The 17687-nt window shown below is 47.9% G+C and carries 19 protein-coding genes; 15 read left to right on the top strand and 4 right to left on the bottom strand.

Annotated elements, in window-relative coordinates; translation table 11 throughout:
• Positions 1-11 precede the first annotated feature (11 nt).
• A complete protein-coding gene (locus BK126_RS08390) occupies positions 12-518 on the top strand; it encodes a hypothetical protein (RefSeq protein ID WP_076312112.1) in 507 nt (168 codons plus the stop codon).
• A 572-nt stretch (positions 519-1090) separates the two neighbouring features.
• Here the strand turns inward: BK126_RS08390 and BK126_RS08385 are convergent.
• The 4 genes from BK126_RS08385 to BK126_RS08370 form a co-directional block, all read right to left on the bottom strand.
• Positions 1091-2014 carry a proline dehydrogenase family protein gene (locus BK126_RS08385; RefSeq protein ID WP_076312111.1) on the bottom strand — a complete coding sequence of 308 codons (924 nt, stop codon included), beginning with the start codon at positions 2012-2014 and terminating at the stop codon, positions 1091-1093.
• A 118-nt stretch (positions 2015-2132) separates the two neighbouring features.
• A complete protein-coding gene (locus BK126_RS08380) occupies positions 2133-3560 on the bottom strand; it encodes an aspartate ammonia-lyase (protein ID WP_445321893.1) in 1428 nt (475 codons plus the stop codon).
• A 278-nt stretch (positions 3561-3838) separates the two neighbouring features.
• The gene (locus BK126_RS08375; protein WP_076312110.1) at positions 3839-4825 is read right to left on the bottom strand and encodes a ring-cleaving dioxygenase; all 987 of its coding nucleotides are present in this window, start codon (positions 4823-4825) and stop codon (positions 3839-3841) included.
• A 59-nt stretch (positions 4826-4884) separates the two neighbouring features.
• On the bottom strand, positions 4885-5331 hold the full coding sequence (locus BK126_RS08370; RefSeq protein ID WP_076312109.1) for a MarR family winged helix-turn-helix transcriptional regulator: 447 nt from the start codon (positions 5329-5331) through the stop codon (positions 4885-4887).
• Positions 5332-5526: 195 nt separating this feature from the next.
• Between BK126_RS08370 and BK126_RS08365 the strand changes: the two genes are divergently transcribed.
• The 14 genes from BK126_RS08365 (at position 5527) to BK126_RS08300 (ending at position 17650) form a co-directional block, all read left to right on the top strand.
• The gene (locus tag BK126_RS08365) at positions 5527-6297 is read left to right on the top strand and encodes a YwaF family protein (RefSeq protein ID WP_256702745.1); all 771 of its coding nucleotides are present in this window, start codon (positions 5527-5529) and stop codon (positions 6295-6297) included.
• A 193-nt stretch (positions 6298-6490) separates the two neighbouring features.
• Positions 6491-7372, top strand: a complete 882-nt coding sequence (locus BK126_RS08360) for a PHP domain-containing protein (protein ID WP_076312108.1) — start codon at positions 6491-6493, stop codon at positions 7370-7372.
• A 17-nt stretch (positions 7373-7389) separates the two neighbouring features.
• The gene (locus tag BK126_RS08355; RefSeq protein WP_076312107.1) at positions 7390-8091 is read left to right on the top strand and encodes a GntR family transcriptional regulator; all 702 of its coding nucleotides are present in this window, start codon (positions 7390-7392) and stop codon (positions 8089-8091) included.
• An 89-nt stretch (positions 8092-8180) separates the two neighbouring features.
• Positions 8181-8555 (top strand): phosphonate C-P lyase system protein PhnG, encoded by a 375-nt coding sequence (gene phnG, locus BK126_RS08350; protein ID WP_256702744.1) that lies wholly within the window; start codon positions 8181-8183, stop codon positions 8553-8555.
• Between the two features lie 12 nt (positions 8556-8567).
• Complete coding sequence (phnH, locus tag BK126_RS08345; protein WP_076312105.1) at positions 8568-9158, top strand: phosphonate C-P lyase system protein PhnH; 591 nt, start codon at positions 8568-8570, stop codon at positions 9156-9158.
• Positions 9159-10328: a carbon-phosphorus lyase complex subunit PhnI gene (locus BK126_RS08340; RefSeq protein WP_076312104.1), complete on the top strand. Its 1170-nt coding sequence runs from the start codon at positions 9159-9161 to the stop codon at positions 10326-10328. It begins immediately after the preceding gene.
• Entirely contained in the window at positions 10321-11181 is an 861-nt protein-coding gene (locus tag BK126_RS08335; RefSeq protein ID WP_076312103.1) for an alpha-D-ribose 1-methylphosphonate 5-phosphate C-P-lyase PhnJ, read from the top strand. The genes BK126_RS08340 and BK126_RS08335 overlap by 8 nt, the downstream gene beginning before the upstream one ends.
• A gap of 19 nt (positions 11182-11200) precedes the next feature.
• A complete protein-coding gene (locus BK126_RS08330) occupies positions 11201-12046 on the top strand; it encodes an ATP-binding cassette domain-containing protein (protein ID WP_076312102.1) in 846 nt (281 codons plus the stop codon).
• Positions 12047-12110: 64 nt separating this feature from the next.
• Positions 12111-13292 (top strand): phosphonate metabolism protein PhnM, encoded by a 1182-nt coding sequence (phnM, locus tag BK126_RS08325; protein ID WP_076312101.1) that lies wholly within the window; start codon positions 12111-12113, stop codon positions 13290-13292.
• Positions 13293-13335: 43 nt separating this feature from the next.
• Positions 13336-14046: a phosphonate C-P lyase system protein PhnL gene (locus BK126_RS08320; RefSeq protein ID WP_076312100.1), complete on the top strand. Its 711-nt coding sequence runs from the start codon at positions 13336-13338 to the stop codon at positions 14044-14046.
• 83 nt (positions 14047-14129) lie between these two features.
• Positions 14130-15176, top strand: coding sequence for a phosphate/phosphite/phosphonate ABC transporter substrate-binding protein (phnD, locus tag BK126_RS08315; protein ID WP_076312099.1), 1047 nt, complete (start codon positions 14130-14132; stop codon positions 15174-15176).
• Positions 15177-15226: 50 nt separating this feature from the next.
• Positions 15227-16018 (top strand): phosphonate ABC transporter ATP-binding protein, encoded by a 792-nt coding sequence (gene phnC / locus BK126_RS08310; RefSeq protein ID WP_076312098.1) that lies wholly within the window; start codon positions 15227-15229, stop codon positions 16016-16018.
• The gene (locus tag BK126_RS08305) at positions 16008-16793 is read left to right on the top strand and encodes a PhnE/PtxC family ABC transporter permease (RefSeq protein ID WP_076312097.1); all 786 of its coding nucleotides are present in this window, start codon (positions 16008-16010) and stop codon (positions 16791-16793) included. The genes phnC and BK126_RS08305 overlap by 11 nt, the downstream gene beginning before the upstream one ends.
• Before the next feature lie 2 nt (positions 16794-16795).
• Entirely contained in the window at positions 16796-17650 is an 855-nt protein-coding gene (locus BK126_RS08300; RefSeq protein ID WP_076312096.1) for a PhnE/PtxC family ABC transporter permease, read from the top strand.
• Positions 17651-17687: the final 37 nt, after the last annotated feature.

Raw genomic sequence — 17687 nt, 5'->3', positions numbered from 1 at the left:
GGAGGTAAAACATGAAAAACATATATTTAATGTTATTTATTGTATTTATCTTATCTGCTTGTAGTAATAGTGAAGTATCACCAGTGACGCATGAAGCACAAATTCAAGATTTACAGGCCGAGAATCAACAACTTATTGAAGAACTTGATGCTACTAAAATGGCTCCTTCTGAGAAACATATGAATGTGATTAGAGGGACACTGAATGCGTCTTTTAAGATTATTGGTGCGATCAATAACAAAGACTATGTGACGCTAAAATCCCTTTCTGTTCCTACAATGGAGTTCGATGAGCAGGCAGAGACTTATACACTAAAAGACGAGGACCACAAGCAGGATGTTTCGATGTTATCCTCTATTGAAATAGGCAATTTAGAATACCGAGGGTATAATCAAACGAATGAAAATGAAGTCGAAGTATTTCTCGCTAATGTTTACCATGAAGGGCACGTGGCTATATATATGCATTTTGAATTAATTGATGGACAATGGTTATATAAAGGACATTATACGAATTAAAAGTAAAGAGTCCGATGAAATAAGAACATCGGACACTAACGAGCCCTTCCCCAAGTGAAGAATAGGGAAGGGCTCAATCAGCCAGCTGGCCCCCAGGCTCAGTAAGCGAAATGATTCGGTAGAAGCGACAGCGTTCGTATTTGGATTGGAAAGAATACCGCTGAGAATAATTCAAAGCTTTCCAATCCAAGAACGATCGGACGAACATTCGCTTATAGAGCCCCCCCAGGCCAGCCACAGCCATCTTTCCACTTCCAGATTAAGCCCCAGCGAGCTCTCCAAGCCAAAGAGTCCGATGAAATAAGAACATCGGACACCTAACAAGCCCATCCCCCAAGTGAAGAATAGGGAAGGGCTCAATCAGCCAGCTGGCCCCCAGGCTCAGTAAGCGAAATGATTCGGTAGAAGCGACAGCGTTCGTATTTGGATTGGAAAGAATACCGCTGAGAATAATTCAAAGCTTTCCAATCCAAGAACGATCGGACGAACATTCGCTTATAGAGCCTCCAAGGCCAGCCGGCAAGTTTCTTTTCGCTTACAGAGCCCTACGGCAAGCCCTTCCAGAACTACTCTCACCTGCCCATATTCTTCAACACCAGCATTAGATTGCCCGGCTTCTCCGCAAGCCGCCTCGTATAATACGGGTACCACATCGTCCCATAGGGTACATAGCATCTTACCCGATAACCTTCGGCCGCCAGCCGTTCTTGTTCCTGCATTCTCAGCCCGTAGAGCATCTGAAATTCAAATCGTTCCTTGGAAATGCTATGCTCCGCTGCGTATCTCTTCGTAAATTGAATGATCCGATCATCATGCGAAGCAATTGCCGTATAAACGTCCTGATCCAGATGCAGCTGAATGATGCGCTCAAACTGGCTGCGCACATCCTTTGCATTTTGATAAGCAATAGCGGCAGGTTCTTTGTAGGCGCCCTTAACCAGGCGAAGTGGAATATGGTGCTCAATACAATGCTGTACATCCGCTTCCGTCCGAAACAGATAGGCCTGGATTACAGTACCGACATTGGTGAGCCCCTCGCGATGAAGTCTCTCAACGATTTGAAGAGTCGCTTCAGTGTAAGGCGAATCCTCCATATCAATCCTGACAAAATTACGATGATACTTAGCCTCGCGAGCGACAGCCCGAATATTCTGATAGCATGCTTCCGGATCCAGCGCGAGCCCCATCTGGGTTGGTTTCAAAGAAACGTTGGATTGAACCTTGCTCTTCGATATCCCTTCGATGAGACGAATGTACTCATCCCGGTAGCCTGTTGCCTGTTCCAGCTCCTGAATGCCCTCGCCAAGATGATCCAGCGTAGCCATGATTCCAATTTCATTTAGTTTCCGCACTTCCGTAAGAGCACCATCCAAGTGTTCACTGGCAATAAATCGTCTCGCGAGCGATTTTCCGTATTTTATCGTAAGCCGTTCAATACGTGGATTGCCGGCAATCGTAAGTAACGTTTTTCGATACAGCTCGTTCGTGGTTATCATGGGCAATATCTCCCTTCTCTCCTAATCATATGTATGGGGAGAAGAGGGGTTAAATAACAATTCTACACGGAAAAAGCCGTATTCTCGCAAGGTGAGAACACGGCTTGTTCGACTTGAATTAATTCATATGCAGGAAACGTTCTCCGGCAATACCGGGTGTCGTCATTTGTTCAGGATGAAGAATTTCATCCAGCTCCTCCAGGGTCAGCAGTCCGCGTTCCAGAATAATCGCGGTAATGGTGGAGCCTGTACGCAGAGCTTCCTTAATGACACCGGCCGCTACATCATATCCGAGATGTGGATTGAGTGCAGTAATCATGCTGAAGCTTTGATCGAGCACTTCTTTGATCCGTTTACGATTTGCCTCTAAATCCTTCACCAGGAAGTCATGGAAGGCACTCATGCCATTATTCATGATTTTCAGAGATTGAAGCAGATTAAAGGCGATGACCGGTCCCATGACATTCAGCTCGAATTGACCTGCTTCACAGGCCAGCGCAATGGTATGATCGTTACCGATGATCTGGAACGAGATCTGGTTCATCACTTCGGCCATGACCGGGTTCACCTTGCCTGGCATAATAGAGGAACCTGGTTGTCTTGGCGGCAGGAGCAGCTCGGAGAATCCCGCTCTTGGTCCTGAAGCCATCATACGAATATCATTGCAGATCTTGGACATGTTCACGGCACAGACCTTGAGTGCTGCCGAGAGTTCAAGATAACTGTCTGTATTTTGGGTAGCATCCACCAAATCCTCTGCCGTATAAAGGGGGAGTCCGGTGATTTGTGCCAGATGACTGGTGACCTTTTCGATATATTCAACTTTGGCGTTTAGTCCTGTACCAACAGCAGTCGCTCCAAGATTGATAGAGAGAAGACGTTTGGTTGCATGATCCAGCCGTTCGATATCACGAGCGAGTACTCTCGCATAAGCGCCAAATTCTTGTCCGAGCTTAATTGGAACGGCATCCTGAAGATGGGTACGACCGACTTTGACGACGTCATCAAATTCCTTCTCCTTGCGTTTAAAACCCTCCGCGAGCTCCTTCATCGTACCCAGCAGATGCTCACTTAGGCGATAAGCTGCAATACGGAGAGCGGTTGGAATGGCATCATTGGTCGATTGCGACATATTTACATGATTGTTAGGATTGCAATGGAAGTAGTCGCCTTTATTCTGATTAAGCAGCTCGAGGCCGCGATTTGCGAGAACTTCATTCATATTCATATTGATCGAGGTGCCGGCACCGCCTTGAATGGAGTCGACGATGAAATGATCAAGGTGCTGGCCTTGCATGACTTCTTCAGCAGCGGTAATGATGGCACTTCCGATCGGCTGAGGAAGCATTTTTAAATCCATGTTGGCAGCAGCGGCGGCTTTTTTGACGGCAGCTAATGCAGTGATCAATTCCTTTTCAATAGGAACTCCTGTGATCGGGAAATTCTCGACGGCGCGCATCGTTTGGATACCATAGTAGGCATTTTCGGGGATGGCTTTTTCGCCGATAAAATCTTTTTCAGTTCTAATTAATCCTGACACTTTTATTCCCTCCAATAGGAAACGGTTATGATGTGCTTGCCGGGTGCACATAGCTGGATTGCGAACAAGCACTACTAGTATACCTCAAAGTATCCAAGATTTTCACGAAAAAGCAGATAGGGTCCACTTTGTTCCAAATTAGTATATGCAGTGAACAGTGAATTGGACAGGAATAGGTGTTTACTCGATGAAAATAAGATGTCTACAGAGGAGAGACAGTATGATACATAAAAAGGCACAGTAACCATATGTATCTATGGTTACTGTGCCGTGGTTTATTGGCTTTAAGATTGTTTAGTATCCAGCGGTTTCAGCATTTTCTCAATCACACTGCGTCTTTCTTCAAGGAAAGGCGGAAGGGCCAGAGATTCTCCCAGATGAAGAAGGTCCTCATCCGTATCAAAGCCCGGGCCGTCCGTAGCCAGCTCGAAGAGGATGCGGTTGCCTTCACGGAAGTACAGGGATCTGAAATAGAATCGATCCACAAATCCGGAATTTGGAAAGCCATAGCTGTTGATGCGAGGGATCCACGCCTTCAATTGCTCTTCATTCTCTACACGCAGTGCTACATGGTGTACACTTCCGCGTCCGGGGCGTTCAACCGGCAGATCGGTTCTTTCTTCAACATGAATTTCCGTGCCGCTGCCGCCTTCACCAACCTCGTACACTTCAATATCCGGCTGACTAGGAACAGAAGAAGGATAGCTGCCTTTGTGACGGAAACCCAGCACCTCGATCAGCACAGCTGCAGTATGCTCGCCTTGTTCCACTGTCAGCTGTACCGGTCCGAGTCCTACAATGGCGTGCTCCTGAGGAATGATACTCTTCTCCCAAGGTACTCCGCCGGCGACCCCTTCATTATGCTCATCGGAGACAAGAATGAGGCGCTGTTGTTCAAAATCACGAAATGCCAGCGTCTTGCGTCCTGCACGTTCCACGATCTCATCATGATCGACCTCGAGCTCCTCAAAGCGCTGCTTCCAATACGTAAGGGAGGCATCGCTGGGTACACGGAGCGAGGTTGCCGAAATACTGTTTGTCCCTGTCCGGGTCTGTCCTGCATTTGGCATTTCGAAGAAGGTCAGCTCGGTACCGGGATTTCCTTTTTCATCACCATAGAAGAGATGGTACATTGAGTTGTCGTCTTGATTTACCGTTTTTTTGATGAGACGAAGGCCCAGGGTCTTGGTGTAAAATTCGAAGTTTTCTGGTGCTTTGGCTGTAAGTGCAGATACGTGATGGATTCCTTTGATTGCAGCGAGTTCCGTCATAAGAAAACCTCCCTATAATTTATATCGTAGTTTTATAAAAAATCCGCCTGGATTGGCAGTTAGTCTTGCAGCTTCTTGAGCAGCTTAAGCAGCTCCTTGCGCTCGTCTTTGCTTAGTTTGCTGAATTGGGATGCTTGGAATTGCTCTTGTGCAGGTACAACCTCGTCATATAATGCTCTGCCTTGATCGGTAAGGGATACATATTTGGTCTTCCAGTCTGTTTCCCGCTGGATCAGTCCTAGATCCTCCATTTTACTCAATAGCTGAGTAATATTACCCTTGGTAACAAGCAGCTTGTTCGCCAGCTCCTGCTGTGACATCCGCTCTTCGGTGCCCACCTGAACAAGGACGTCGAATTGAGCTGTTGATAAATTCCAGGCCTTTAAATGCTGATTATTTTCCCGGATGTTATGGTTATAGATGCGGGACAGCCTGAACCATAGCAGCAGACCGAGCCGTTCTTCCGGTTTAGACAAGTGGGGAGGAGTGAAGTTTGCTTCATTCATTCGGAGTCCCTCTTTCAATAAATATTGAGTTTAGCACTAAACTTATTATCATCAGTTTATAGTTAAACTGATGATCTGTCAACTGTCTTTTTTATGTTAAATTTGATGAGTTTCTTCTATATGATGGCTGTTCATCCTCATAGAGATCCATTATGATCGAATAAACTTTATTCTCGAAAGGAAGAGGAGAGATTCGTGCATACCATTTTTGCTGACCTATCCATCTTCAATCCTTATAATGCACCGAGGTTTGAATTTATGTCTCTTGCTCATGCAGGAGCAGTGGCTGTCCTTATTGTTCTTCTGCTCGCGATGTTTATGTATCGACAGAAGCTGAGGAGCTCCGAATCGGCTAGAAAAACACTGCGCTACATATTACTGGCATTGCTGCTTCTATCGCAGCTCATGCTTGAAGCGTGGTATCAGATCTATGATCTATGGGATCCGGCTTACACGCTGCCGCTGGAGCTATGCAGTATTACGCTTCTTCTATCATGTGTTATGCTGGTGACCCGAAATCGCGTTCTGTACATAATTGTGTTCTATGCTGGAATCTGCGGTGCGCTGGCTGCACTGATAACGCCTGATTTGGTATATACATTTCCTCATTTTCGATTTATACAATTCTTCATCGCGCATGGTTCTATTATCGCTGCCGCGTTATATATGACCTGGATTGAGCAGGTCAGGCTGACAATAACCTCGGTTCCGCTCTCCATGCTGCTGCTTAATCTCATTGCTGGCATCGTGTGGTGCTTCAATCAAGTATTCGGGGCAAATTATATGTTCCTGTCCCACAAGCCGGAGTCACCTTCTATATTAGATATGCTCGGACCCTATCCCTACTATATTCTTGTCGAAGAATGGGTCGCATTCGTGTTATTCACCATGATGTATATCGTCTTCTTCTATCTTCCATCACGAGCCGCAGGCAAGGCGGTAAGCAAGGATCATGTATCGCTCTAATAAAACAGGAAAACAATGTAACGCAAGGAAAACCCTGCTGATTTCAATCAAATCGGCAGGGTTTTTCTCACTTGAAAAGCAACAAATCTAACAAAACTTAACCTGAAGTTTACACTGCTATGACCATGTGCACTTGGCATCAAGTTAGACTAGGTCCGTAAAGAGAGATCCTTAACCAATGGAGGTTCGCTAAATGAAGGTGGAATTGCACTGTCACACCCGGATTTCGGATGGCTCCTGTACTTTCGAGGAAGTACTTGAGCTGGCTGAGCAAGAGCATGTCACTTGTCTAGCAATAACGAATCATGACACAACTTCAGGTCTCAGTGAAATGATCCTCCGAGGCACTGAGAAAGGGATAGAAGTCATACCCGGAATTGAAATATCGGCCTACGATTATACAAGACATCGTCGGGTTCACATATTGGGCTATATGGTACAACCGGCTGACGAGGGCATCGCCGAGCTGTGCCAGCCGCTGATCGAGCGGAGACATGAGGGCTGCAGACGGGCAGTCAATGTTCTCGCAGCTAACGGATATCGCATTACTTGGGAACAGGTGCTGGAGTATGCAGCAGGCGGAACCGGTGTCTATAAGCAGCATATTATGCATGCGCTGATTGATGCAGGCTATACAGACTCGATCTATGGCGGGCTGTATAAAACGTTGTTCTCCCGTGGAAGCAATGGAGAAGCTCCAGGCATTGCCTACATGCCGATGGAATATGCCAGTGCGCAGGACGCGGTAAACACGATTTTGCAGGCGGGAGGCGTTCCGGTATTAGCTCATCCGGGTCAGTACGACAGCTACGATATCGTTCCTGAGCTCGTGTCTTATGGCCTGCAGGGGATAGAGAGACTGCATCCGCTGCATGGACCGGAAGACGAGAAGCGAGTCACACAGCTCGCTGAAGAGCACGGACTATTTATGTCTGGCGGATCTGATTTTCATGGCTTTTATGGTGAGAAGGAAGTGCGCCTCGGCAGCAAAAGTCCAGGGATGGATACAGTAGCGGCAATCAAGGCCAGCAAAAGGAATCTTCACAACTCAGGGCCTGATCTGATTATACGATAACAGGAGGGAATGCCGGAATGTCGGATGAGATGGAAATTATGGATTATTTCGTTTCAAGCATTCAATCGGGAAGGTATGAGCCGCATGATAAGCTCCCATCCGAGAATGAGATTGCGGACAGGATGAAGGTTCCCCGTATCACGGCCCGCAAGGCCTATCAGAGACTGCAGGAGCTGGAATATATCTACTCTATACAGGGCAAAGGCAGCTTTGTCAGGGACAGGCATCAGCAGATTCCACTGGTACTTAACTCGGATAAAAGCTTCAGCCAGAAAATGATTGAGATGGGCTTCGACTATCAATCAAGAAATATTTTGTGCGAAAAAGTAGAGTTCAATCACAAAATATATGAAATGCTTCAAGCCTCGGAGCATGAAAATGTGTATCGAATAGACCGGCTCAGATTGATAGAGGGTCAGCCCCTCGCCTTGCACAGCTCATACGTGTCAGAGACCCGGTTTCCTGATATCGGGCGTATCGGCAGAGAGCTTGCCTCGATGTTTCAATACTACCAGAGCAAAGGATATAGCGTGTTTCAATCCCGTCAGACACAATTACGGCTAACTTATCCGAACAAGCTTGAGCGGGAACTGCTGGAATGCTCCAGCTTGATCCCTTTGCTGGTGCTGGAATCGGCTTGCGTAGACAAGGAATCGGGACAAACGCTGGAAGTCAGCAAAATTATGTACAGGGGAGATTCATTTACTTATGTCATCTAATTCAGCCATTGCCGGCTCGACGAGATTGGAGGCTCATTATGAAAAGGAAGCAGAGGACAGAGATACTCATCAGCAGACCGCCTGCATTAATGAAGTCATTGGCGGATGAAATTGTGAACAAATATGGGACAAGCATCATTGAAGAACCGAATCCGGGACTTGTAATGGTGAAGGTACGGGAGACTGCGAAGCAAAGTCTTTTTTACCTGGGTGAAGTGCTTGTAACGGAATGCAAGGTCAAGGTAGGCGAATCCATCGGTATCGGTCTTGTCAGAGGCGAGGAGAGCGAAGCAGCATATCATCTTGCAGTGATCGATGCAGCCTATTCGGCAGAGCTGGAAGAAACAGCGCATTGGGAAGCTCTTCTGCAGAAGGAGCAGCAAATGCTGGTCGAAGAGCGGGCCGAGAAGCGCCGGAAGCTGCTCGTTACAAAGGTTGATTTTGACACGATGGATCAGGATTAAGGGGGAGCAGATATGCTGAATCAAGTTCATGACATACAGCAGGCTTATCGAAGAGTAGTAGATGCATTATCGAGACCGGGAACCATACAGGATCTGTCTGATGCTGCCCGTAAGCTGGATCATAGAGCAGACTGCTATGGTGTCACCTTGGTGCTCGCGAGAATGCTTCTGGATACAGAAGTGACCTTTAAGGTCATTGGGGACAACGAGGACGAGCTGACACAGCACATCAGCCGTCTGACTTATGCCAAACGAGCAGAGGTGCAGGAAGCAGATTATATATTCGTTACACATACCGCGGTCCCCGGCAGCCTGTCTGAAGCACTGAAGCTCGCCAGAATGGGAGAGATGAACGATCCGCACCTGTCGGCAACACTGATCGCAGAGCTGCCTAACGTCGTTGGAGGAGAGCGCCGCTTACTTCGAGGGCCTGGAATCGATCAATATACGATGTGCGAAATGCAAACCACAGGCGACTGGGAGGCGGTTCGTGCGGAGCGGAATGCAGAATTTCCACTCGGTGTCGATATGATATTCGCCGATGGTTCTCATCGAGTATTGGCTTTACCAAGAACGACTCAAATGGAGAAGGAGGTGCATTAAATGGGATACGTTGCGGTCAAAGGGGGCACGATGGCGATTGAGGAATCGCTTCGGCGTCTTCAATACGAACGGGTGAAGCGAGGACAGACGCTGTCCACCTCACACATTGAGGCCGGAATGCGGGGTCTCATCGATCAAGTGATGTCTGAGAGCAGTATGTATAGTGAATCCCTCGCGGCACTTGCCATTAAGCAGGCAGAGGGGAATCCCGAGGAGGCAGTATTTCTGCTAAGAGCCTACCGCTCCACTCTGCCGCGCAAAGCCTACTCCCAGGTGGTCACATCCGATCAAATGCGGGTAGAGCGCAGAATATCGGCATCATTTAAGGACATTCCAGGCGGGCAGATCCTTGGAGCGACGACGGATTACTCCCACCGGCTGCTCGATTTCGAATTGCGGGAAGAGACAGACACCGACATTCGAGAATGGCTTGCTGCGTTTTCTAAGCAAACGGAAACAGAGGCAGGTGCACATCCAGAGACAAATGCTGTGAATACCTTTGAAGACATTGAGGATGGTCAGCTTCCCAAAGTGCTTGATTACCTTCGCCGGGAAGGTCTGATTCCAGAATGTCCGCCAGATCATACCGAGCCGGATGATGTGACACGGACGAGCCTGGCTTTTCCGGCCAGCCGCAGTGAGAAGCTGCAGATCTTGTCCCGTGGACAGACGGGTGCGGTAACCTCCCTAGCTTATGCAGTTATTCGAGGTTATGGCATGGTGCATCCCACCGTGGGCGAGCTGCGGGTAGGGCATCTCCCTGTTTATGTAAACAGTCCTTTTGAGGGTGATGAAGACGAGGAGGATGCTTATTACATTGGAGACATCCAGGTTACAGAGGTGGAGATGCTTGTTCCAAGCACGGTAGATAAGGAGCATGGGAAGAAGGAGCTGGAGTTCGACTTCGGTTACGGATTATGCTACGGCCAGAACGAGACGAAGGCTATTGCAATGAGTATTCTGGACAAGAGCCTGGAGGCTGGTGACAAGACCATTCCAACACAGAATGAAGAGTTTGTGCTCTATCATATCGATTCGGTGGAATCGACCGGATTTATCTCTCATTTGAAAATGCCGCATTACGTCACATTCCAATCCAAACTGAATGATGTGCGCAAGATCAGAAAGGCAGCTGAATCCAGCGCCGCAGAGGAGAATCAATATGCATAATGCCTATAATTTCGCTTTTCTGGATGAAGGATCGAAACGGGAAATTCGCCGGGCGACCTTGAAGGCGATCGCCATTCCGGGGTATCAGGTTCCATTTGCTTCAAGAGAAATGCCTATCGGACGGGGTTGGGGGACTGGAGGGTTACAGCTCACACTGTCGCTTATCGGTCAAGCTGACAAGCTTAAAGTGATTGACCAAGGCTCGGATGAATCGGTTAATGCGGTCAGCATCAAGAAGCTGATTCAGAAGACGACCGGCATACAGACCGTTGACGATACGGAAGAAGCGACACTGATTCAATCCCGCCACCGGGTACCAGAGGTGCCGCTTCAGGAAGGACAAATATTAATACTTCAGGTCCCTATGCCTGAACCACTTCGTGCTTACGAGTCCAGCGAGCTGCAGACGAAACGGCTTCATGGGGAGAAGGAGTACAGCGGAGCCTGGCTGATGTTGTTCGAGCAGATTGTGAAGTATGGAGGTATATCAACCGGTGCCGACCATCCGGTTATGGTGCAGGATCGCTATGTTATGGCGCCAAGCCCGATCCCCAAATTTGATAATCCGAAGCTGGACAGCTCTAAGGCGCTTATTCTTCTCGGTGCCGGCAGGGAGAAGAAGATCTACGCTGTACCGCCTTACACCACAGTGAAGTCACTGGATTTCGAGGATGTACCGTTTGCACCGGAGAGCTTCATTGGCGTCCAATGTGTTCAGTGCGGAGCTGAGCATGTGTTTATGGATGAGCTGTACGATGCAGATACAGAGACGACATATTATCAATGTAATGATACCAGCTACTGCCTGGCTAGAAAAAATGAGCAGAGTGCTTATATAGAGGAAAGACGCTGATGAAGAGGGGGAGAGGGCGATGCATGCTGCAGATGAGCCTATTTTGAAAATACGAGAATTGAATAAGCAATTTGGTACGGGCTGCACGAGATGCAGTAATTCGGCAGACAGACAGCTCGACCGTAACTATTGTCCGGTTTGCGGGACCGTGTATTCCTGCCGGGACATCAGCTTTGATCTGTATCCAGGGGAAGTGCTGGGGATCGTTGGAGAGAGCGGCAGCGGTAAATCCACACTGATGAAATGCCTGTATTTTGATCAGGAGGTCACCAGCGGGGAAGCCATACTTAGCGTGTACAAGGACGGTTCATTCAATCTGTTCGAGGAGTCTTCTCAGCAAAAAAGATACATCCGCAATCAGCTGATGGGCAAGGTATACCAGAATCCGGTGCTCGGTCTGCGGCTTCGGTTCTCTTCCATCGGCAATATTGCAGAGAAGATGATCGCAGCAGGAAGCCGCCATGTGCGTACAATGGAGGAACGCGGGAGTGAGCTGCTCACGAAGGTTCATATTCCTGTGTATCGTATGAAGGAAGCACCTGAGAACTTCTCTGGCGGAATGCAGCAGAGAGTTCAGATTGCGAAGGCATTATCTAACAATCCGCCGATTCTTCTGCTCGATGAAGTGACGACAGGGCTTGATTTGTCCGTGCAGGCGAGTGTGCTTGATCTGATCAAGCATTTGCAGAGAGAGCTGAATATCAGCATTCTGCTGGTATCCCATGATCTGGGAGTCATTCGCATGCTGGCCGACCGCACCCTGGTCATGCTGGACGGACAGATTATTGAACAGGGCTTAACGGATCAAATTCTGGAAGATCCTCAGCATGCGTACACACAGCAGCTCGTTCACTCGTTATTGTAAGGAATGCAAGGATGATCGTAAGAATTGAAGGATCGTAATGAAAATGGGGAAGGGAGTCGTTCCTATGTATGTGATTACAGGTGGAATTATTGTGACAGAGGAGGCTCTTCTCGAGGGCTATGACCTTCTGATAGAACATGGGCGGATTGCAGGATTGGTTCCTGCAGGGGAGGAAGTACACCGATCCGATGCGGAGATTATAGATGCGAAAGGCGGTTATGTCACGCCGGGCATGATTGATATTCATTCCGATTATATTGAGCACATGACGGCTCCTCGGCCCACGTCGCTTATTCATTTTGGCCTGAGTCTGAGGGAAACAGAGAAGGAGCTGATCTCGCACGGCATCACGACGATGTATCATTCATTATCCATCTTCAAATCAGCTGATTACAAGTACCGACCCATTCGAGAGCCCGAGAATGTGCGCAAGCTGCTCGAGCTGATTAATCAGACACACTATGAGAAGCATTTGATTCGCCATCGCTTCCATGCTCGCTTCGAGATCGATAATCTCAGCCAGGTAGATAATCTGAAAACCTACATTAAAGAGGATAAAGTACATCTGGTCTCATTCATGGATCATACCCCTGGACAAGGACAATACAGGGACCTGGAGGTCTATAAGAAAACGATTCGCGGCTACGATGATGTGACGGACGAAGGACTGAGCGTGCTGATTGCTAACCATCAGACGAAGGAGAAATTGACGGCAGAGAGCATCAGAGAGATTGCAGAACTAGCGGCCTCGCGAGGCATTGCCATTGCATCCCATGACGACGACTCGCTGGACAAGCTGGAGCTGGTACAGAGCTTCGGAGCAACCATCAGTGAATTTCCGATTACGCTAGAAATTGCACGTGAAGCCAAGAACAGAGGGATGTACACCATCGCAGGGGCACCTAATGTCATATTGGGCGGATCGCACAGCGGCAATTTGTCTGCTCAGCAGGCTGTTAGTGAGGGTGTCATCGATGTTCTGTGCAGCGATTATTATCCGGCTTCCATGCTGCATGCGGTCTTTCAATTGGCGAGTGAGCTGGACACAGATCTCGTGGAGATGTTTAAGCTGGTCAGCCTGAATCCTGCAAGAGCTGTACAAATTGATGAGGAAGTCGGCTCCATTAAGATTGGTAAAAAAGCAGACTTGCTAATTATCGAGCGTCTTGAGCCGGATCAATTTCCGGTGATTACGACCGTGATGGTCGACGGTAAGCTTATTCAGCAAACGAATTATCGGATTTAGGTTCATAGGAGCGATTAATATAGGGAAATAGGAGGAGGAAGGGATGACACAACACCTGCTGTCCATTGAAGGACTGTCAAAATCCTTTACACTGCATCACATGAATCAGCAGATTGAAGCACTTCATCATATCAATCTTCATGTGAAGGAAGGAGAGTTCGTTGGTATAACGGGAAAGAGTGGAAGCGGGAAGTCGACGATTCTGAGATGCATATACAGAACCTATCTGCCTGGGGAAGGGGAGATCTGGTATGATTCAGCACAATTTGGCAGGATCAACCTGGCTGCGGTGCCGGAGAGAATGATCAGCCAGCTTCGCCGATCTGAGATCGGCTATGTGTCTCAATTTCTGAACGTGATGCCCAGAACCTCTGCGAAGCAGCTGGTACGTGAGGCGGTGCTTGAGATGGGACATGACTCGGACTATGCGGAAGTCGAAGCAGTGAAGATGCTGACTCACTTCGAGCTGGATGAGGAGCTCTGGAACAGCTACCCAGCAACCTTCTCCGGAGGTGAGAAGCTCAGGCTGAACATTGCTAGAGCAATGGTGAAGCGTCCCCGGCTTCTGCTGCTGGATGAGCCGACGGCAAGTCTCGATGAAGCCTCGAAGCTCAGAGTGAAGATGCTGATTGAGCAGCTGATGCAGGAGGGGACGACCATGCTGGGCATTTTTCACGACCTGGAATTTATGGACAGCCTCTGCACCAGGGAGTACCGAATTACCGAAGGCTCCTTCCAAGGTACATTGAATTGAAATGTTATTTAATCATCTGAATCTGATGGAAAATATCGATATATGTATGTATGTTAATCGTATTTATTTCGGGAGGGTATAGGATGAAGAAATCGTTAGCTGTTGTATTAATTCTGACACTTGTCGTGGTCTTGGCAGGCTGCGGGAACGGGGGAGAGGGTACTTCTGCAGATTCCAAGGACACGCTGACTTTTGTATGGTATCCCAATGAATCCGGAGCGGATCTCAAGGATGCGAGGGAAGAGTTCGGTAGAATTATAGAGGAAGCAACCGGCAAGAAAGTCGAACATCAAACGACTACAGACTATATCATCGCCATTGAGGCGATTACGAATGGAAATGCGGATCTTGCTTTTATGGGTCCTCAAGGCTATATCGAGGCTCACACCAAGAATGAAAAGGTGCTGCCTTTAGTCGTTCCAAGTGGAGAGTCGGGTACGCTGGAGGATGCGGTGTACTACAGCTGGCTGAGTGTCAAAAAAGGAGAGGAAGAAGCTTATAAGAGCGGCGATCAATTCGCCATTGATGAAATTGCCGGCAAGAAGTTTTCCTTTGTATCCAACTCTTCAACCTCCGGCTTCAAAGTTCCGTCCTCTGGCATTATTACGTATTTCAGCGGACAGGAACAATATAAAGATTTGACAGAAGAAGATTTGCTGATGGGCGGAGATGATCAATTCTTCAAAGAGGTGCTGTTTGGCGGCTCCCATCAGGGCTCAGCCGTGAACCTGCTTACAGGCAAAGCAGATGTAGCTGCTTTCTGTGATACCTGTGTGTCCAATTATGTGGAGCTTACAGAAGGTGAAGCGAATAAGCCGGGCGCGGTATATACCGTAAAAGACGATGCAGCCGAGCCGTTCAATACACTTTCAGGTGAGCAATTTTCACTAATTTCGGTTACGCCAGTCCTGAATTCTCCTTTTGTAGTGAACACCGATACCGTAAGTGAAGAGGATATTGCCAAGCTTGAGGAGCTGTTTACTTCAGAGAAAGTGACAAACAATGATAAGATCTTCCTGCCTGTGGATTCCGAAGCTTCCGGTTTGTTCAAGAAGAAGTCAGGGGATGAGAAATTCCTGCCTGTGGAAGATGAGTGGTTTAATCCAATTCGAGAATTATCGGGTCTGTAATGAATGAATAATCAAGGAATGTAAGTTGAGAGTTAGGAGGCTGCATGGCTATGACGAAGTTACTTCAGCTGAATGAGGTGCACAAGCAATATGGCCAAGATACGAAAGCACTGACCAACGTGAATTTTACAGTGAACAGCGGAGAATTCGTATCTATTATCGGTCCTTCTGGAGCAGGGAAATCGACGCTTCTTCGGTGTATTAATCGAATGATCGATTCAAGCAGCGGAGATATTGTATTTGATGGACAGAATGTAAACCGTCTCAAGAAGAGTGAGCTAAAGCAGCTTAGAACCCGAATCGGCATGATTTTTCAGCATTATAATCTTGTGGAGCGTTTAAGCGTCATTGAGAATGTGCTGCATGGAAGGCTAGGCTATAAGTCAACGTTTGCCGGTATACTTGGCCTTTATTCTGAGCAAGAGAAGAGACAGGCCTATGCCATATTACAGATGCTTGGACTGGAGAAGCAAATCTACAAGCGCTGTGATCAGCTGAGCGGCGGGCAGAAGCAGAGAGTAGGCATTGCACGTGCACTCATCCAGGATCCGAAGCTGCTGCTATGTGATGAGCCGATTGCTTCACTTGATCCGAATGCATCCCAGACCATTATGGAGCACCTTCGCAGTATTTGTTCCTCCATGGGAATTACGGTACTTGTCAATCTTCATCAGGTCGATGTTGCCTTGAAATATTCGGACCGGATCATCGGGGTCAACAAGGGTGAGATCGTATATGACGGCTTGCCTGCTGGAGTCGGACCAGAAGAGCTTCAACTTATCTATGGCTCGAGGCTTACGGAGTATATGTCGGCTGACGGAGGAAGTCAGTATGCAGGTTAATTTCTTTGCTCGAAAAAGAAGAAACTCCCTGATCTATTGTGCTTTGATTCTCGTTCTTACCATCTGCGCGATCATCATTACTGAATATGACGTAGTCAAGGGCTTCACCTCAGTGCCTAAGGCAGCGGAGTGGGCAGTATCCAATTTCTATCCAAACGCTGAAGCGATGGACAAGCTGCCTGACATCATTGCCTCACTGCTTGAGACACTGCTTGTGTCGATAGCGGCAACGACAATTGCTGCTGGCTTTGCCCTGTTCTTCGCGATCATGGGATCACAGACAACGGGCGGTGACGGTGTGCTCAGCTTCATCGGCCGCTCTGTTGCCACTTTGTTTCGGAATATTGATGTTGCCGCCTGGTCGATGATTCTGCTTCTATCCTTTGGCCAGAGTGTGCTTACCGGATATTTTGCCTTGTTCTTCGGCTCCTTCGGGTTCTTGACAAGGGCTTTTATCGAATCGATAGATGAAGTCAGCAACAGTTCTGTTGAAGCGCTGCGTGCAACGGGGGCCAGCTTTTTATGCATCATTTTCAAATCGGTGATCCCCTCCAGCATACCGCAAATGATCAGCTGGATTCTGTTTACCGTCGAGACGAATATTCGGAACGCAACACTTATCGGTATTCTGACAGGAACAGGAATCGGCTTCTTGTTCAGTCTGTATTACAAAAGTCTTAATTACAGCTCTGCCTCACTCGTCGTCCTGGTTATCGTTGTAACGATCCTGTTGATTGAGACGATATCGAACTATGTGAGGAGGGTTATTCTGTAATCATGGAGCATTCTTCTTATGAGTTAAGAAAAGGCACGGATTCAATGCCTGAGCAGCGAATCAAGGCGAAGCCCTTCAACAAGTCGTCCTTTGTCATCACAGCAACCCTTGTTGTGCTGCTCATTCTTACCATTTACGGATTTTTGACGTTTGATTATAAAGATCTCCAGTTCTGGGATGCGGTTCTCTCGACAGGGGAGACCATTAGAACGATGTTTCTAGAACCGCAGATGAATCATTTTACATTCGGGGAAGCATTGAAGCAAGTCAGCATAACGCTGGGACTCGCCTTCCTGACAACGATCTTTGGCGGAGTCATTGCCTTGTTTCTGGCACTGCTTGCAGCAAGAAATCTAAGCACAAAGACGGTATCTGTTGTGGTGAAGGCGATCGTATCCTTCATTCGGGCGGTTCCGACCGTGCTGTGGGTATTAATATTTGCGGTCGCTGCAGGGCTTGGAGGCGTCGCTGCTGTAATCGGGATGACATTCCACTCCGTCAGCTACTTGGTCAAGGCGTTCTCGGAGTCGTTCGAGGAGCTGGATAAAGGGGTCATCGAAGCCTTGAAGGCAAGTGGAGCCGGCTGGTGGAAGATCGTATTCCAGGCTGTTATTCCTTCCTCCATGTCGTACTTGATCTCTTGGACCTTCATGCGTTTCGAGATTAATTTTGCCGTTGCTGTTGCCATGGGTGCAGCCGCTGGGGCTGGTGGTATTGGCTTCGACATGTTTATGGCGAGCAGCTTCTACTATGATGTAAGAGAGGTCGGGTTTATTACTTATCTGATCCTGGCCTTTGCCATTGTGCTTGAACTCGTAGCAACACAGATCAAGAAAAGATTGAAGGTTCGTAGTTGAGAGGTTTAACATGTTTAAAATGCTATTAGCTTGCAAG

Origin of the sequence: Paenibacillus sp. FSL H7-0326, assembly GCF_001955535.1 — a bacterium.
In the GTDB taxonomy this organism is placed as follows: domain Bacteria; phylum Bacillota; class Bacilli; order Paenibacillales; family Paenibacillaceae; genus Paenibacillus; species Paenibacillus shunpengii.
Note: the sequence above shows the minus strand (reverse complement) of the source record. Positions and strands in the feature narration are given on the sequence as shown.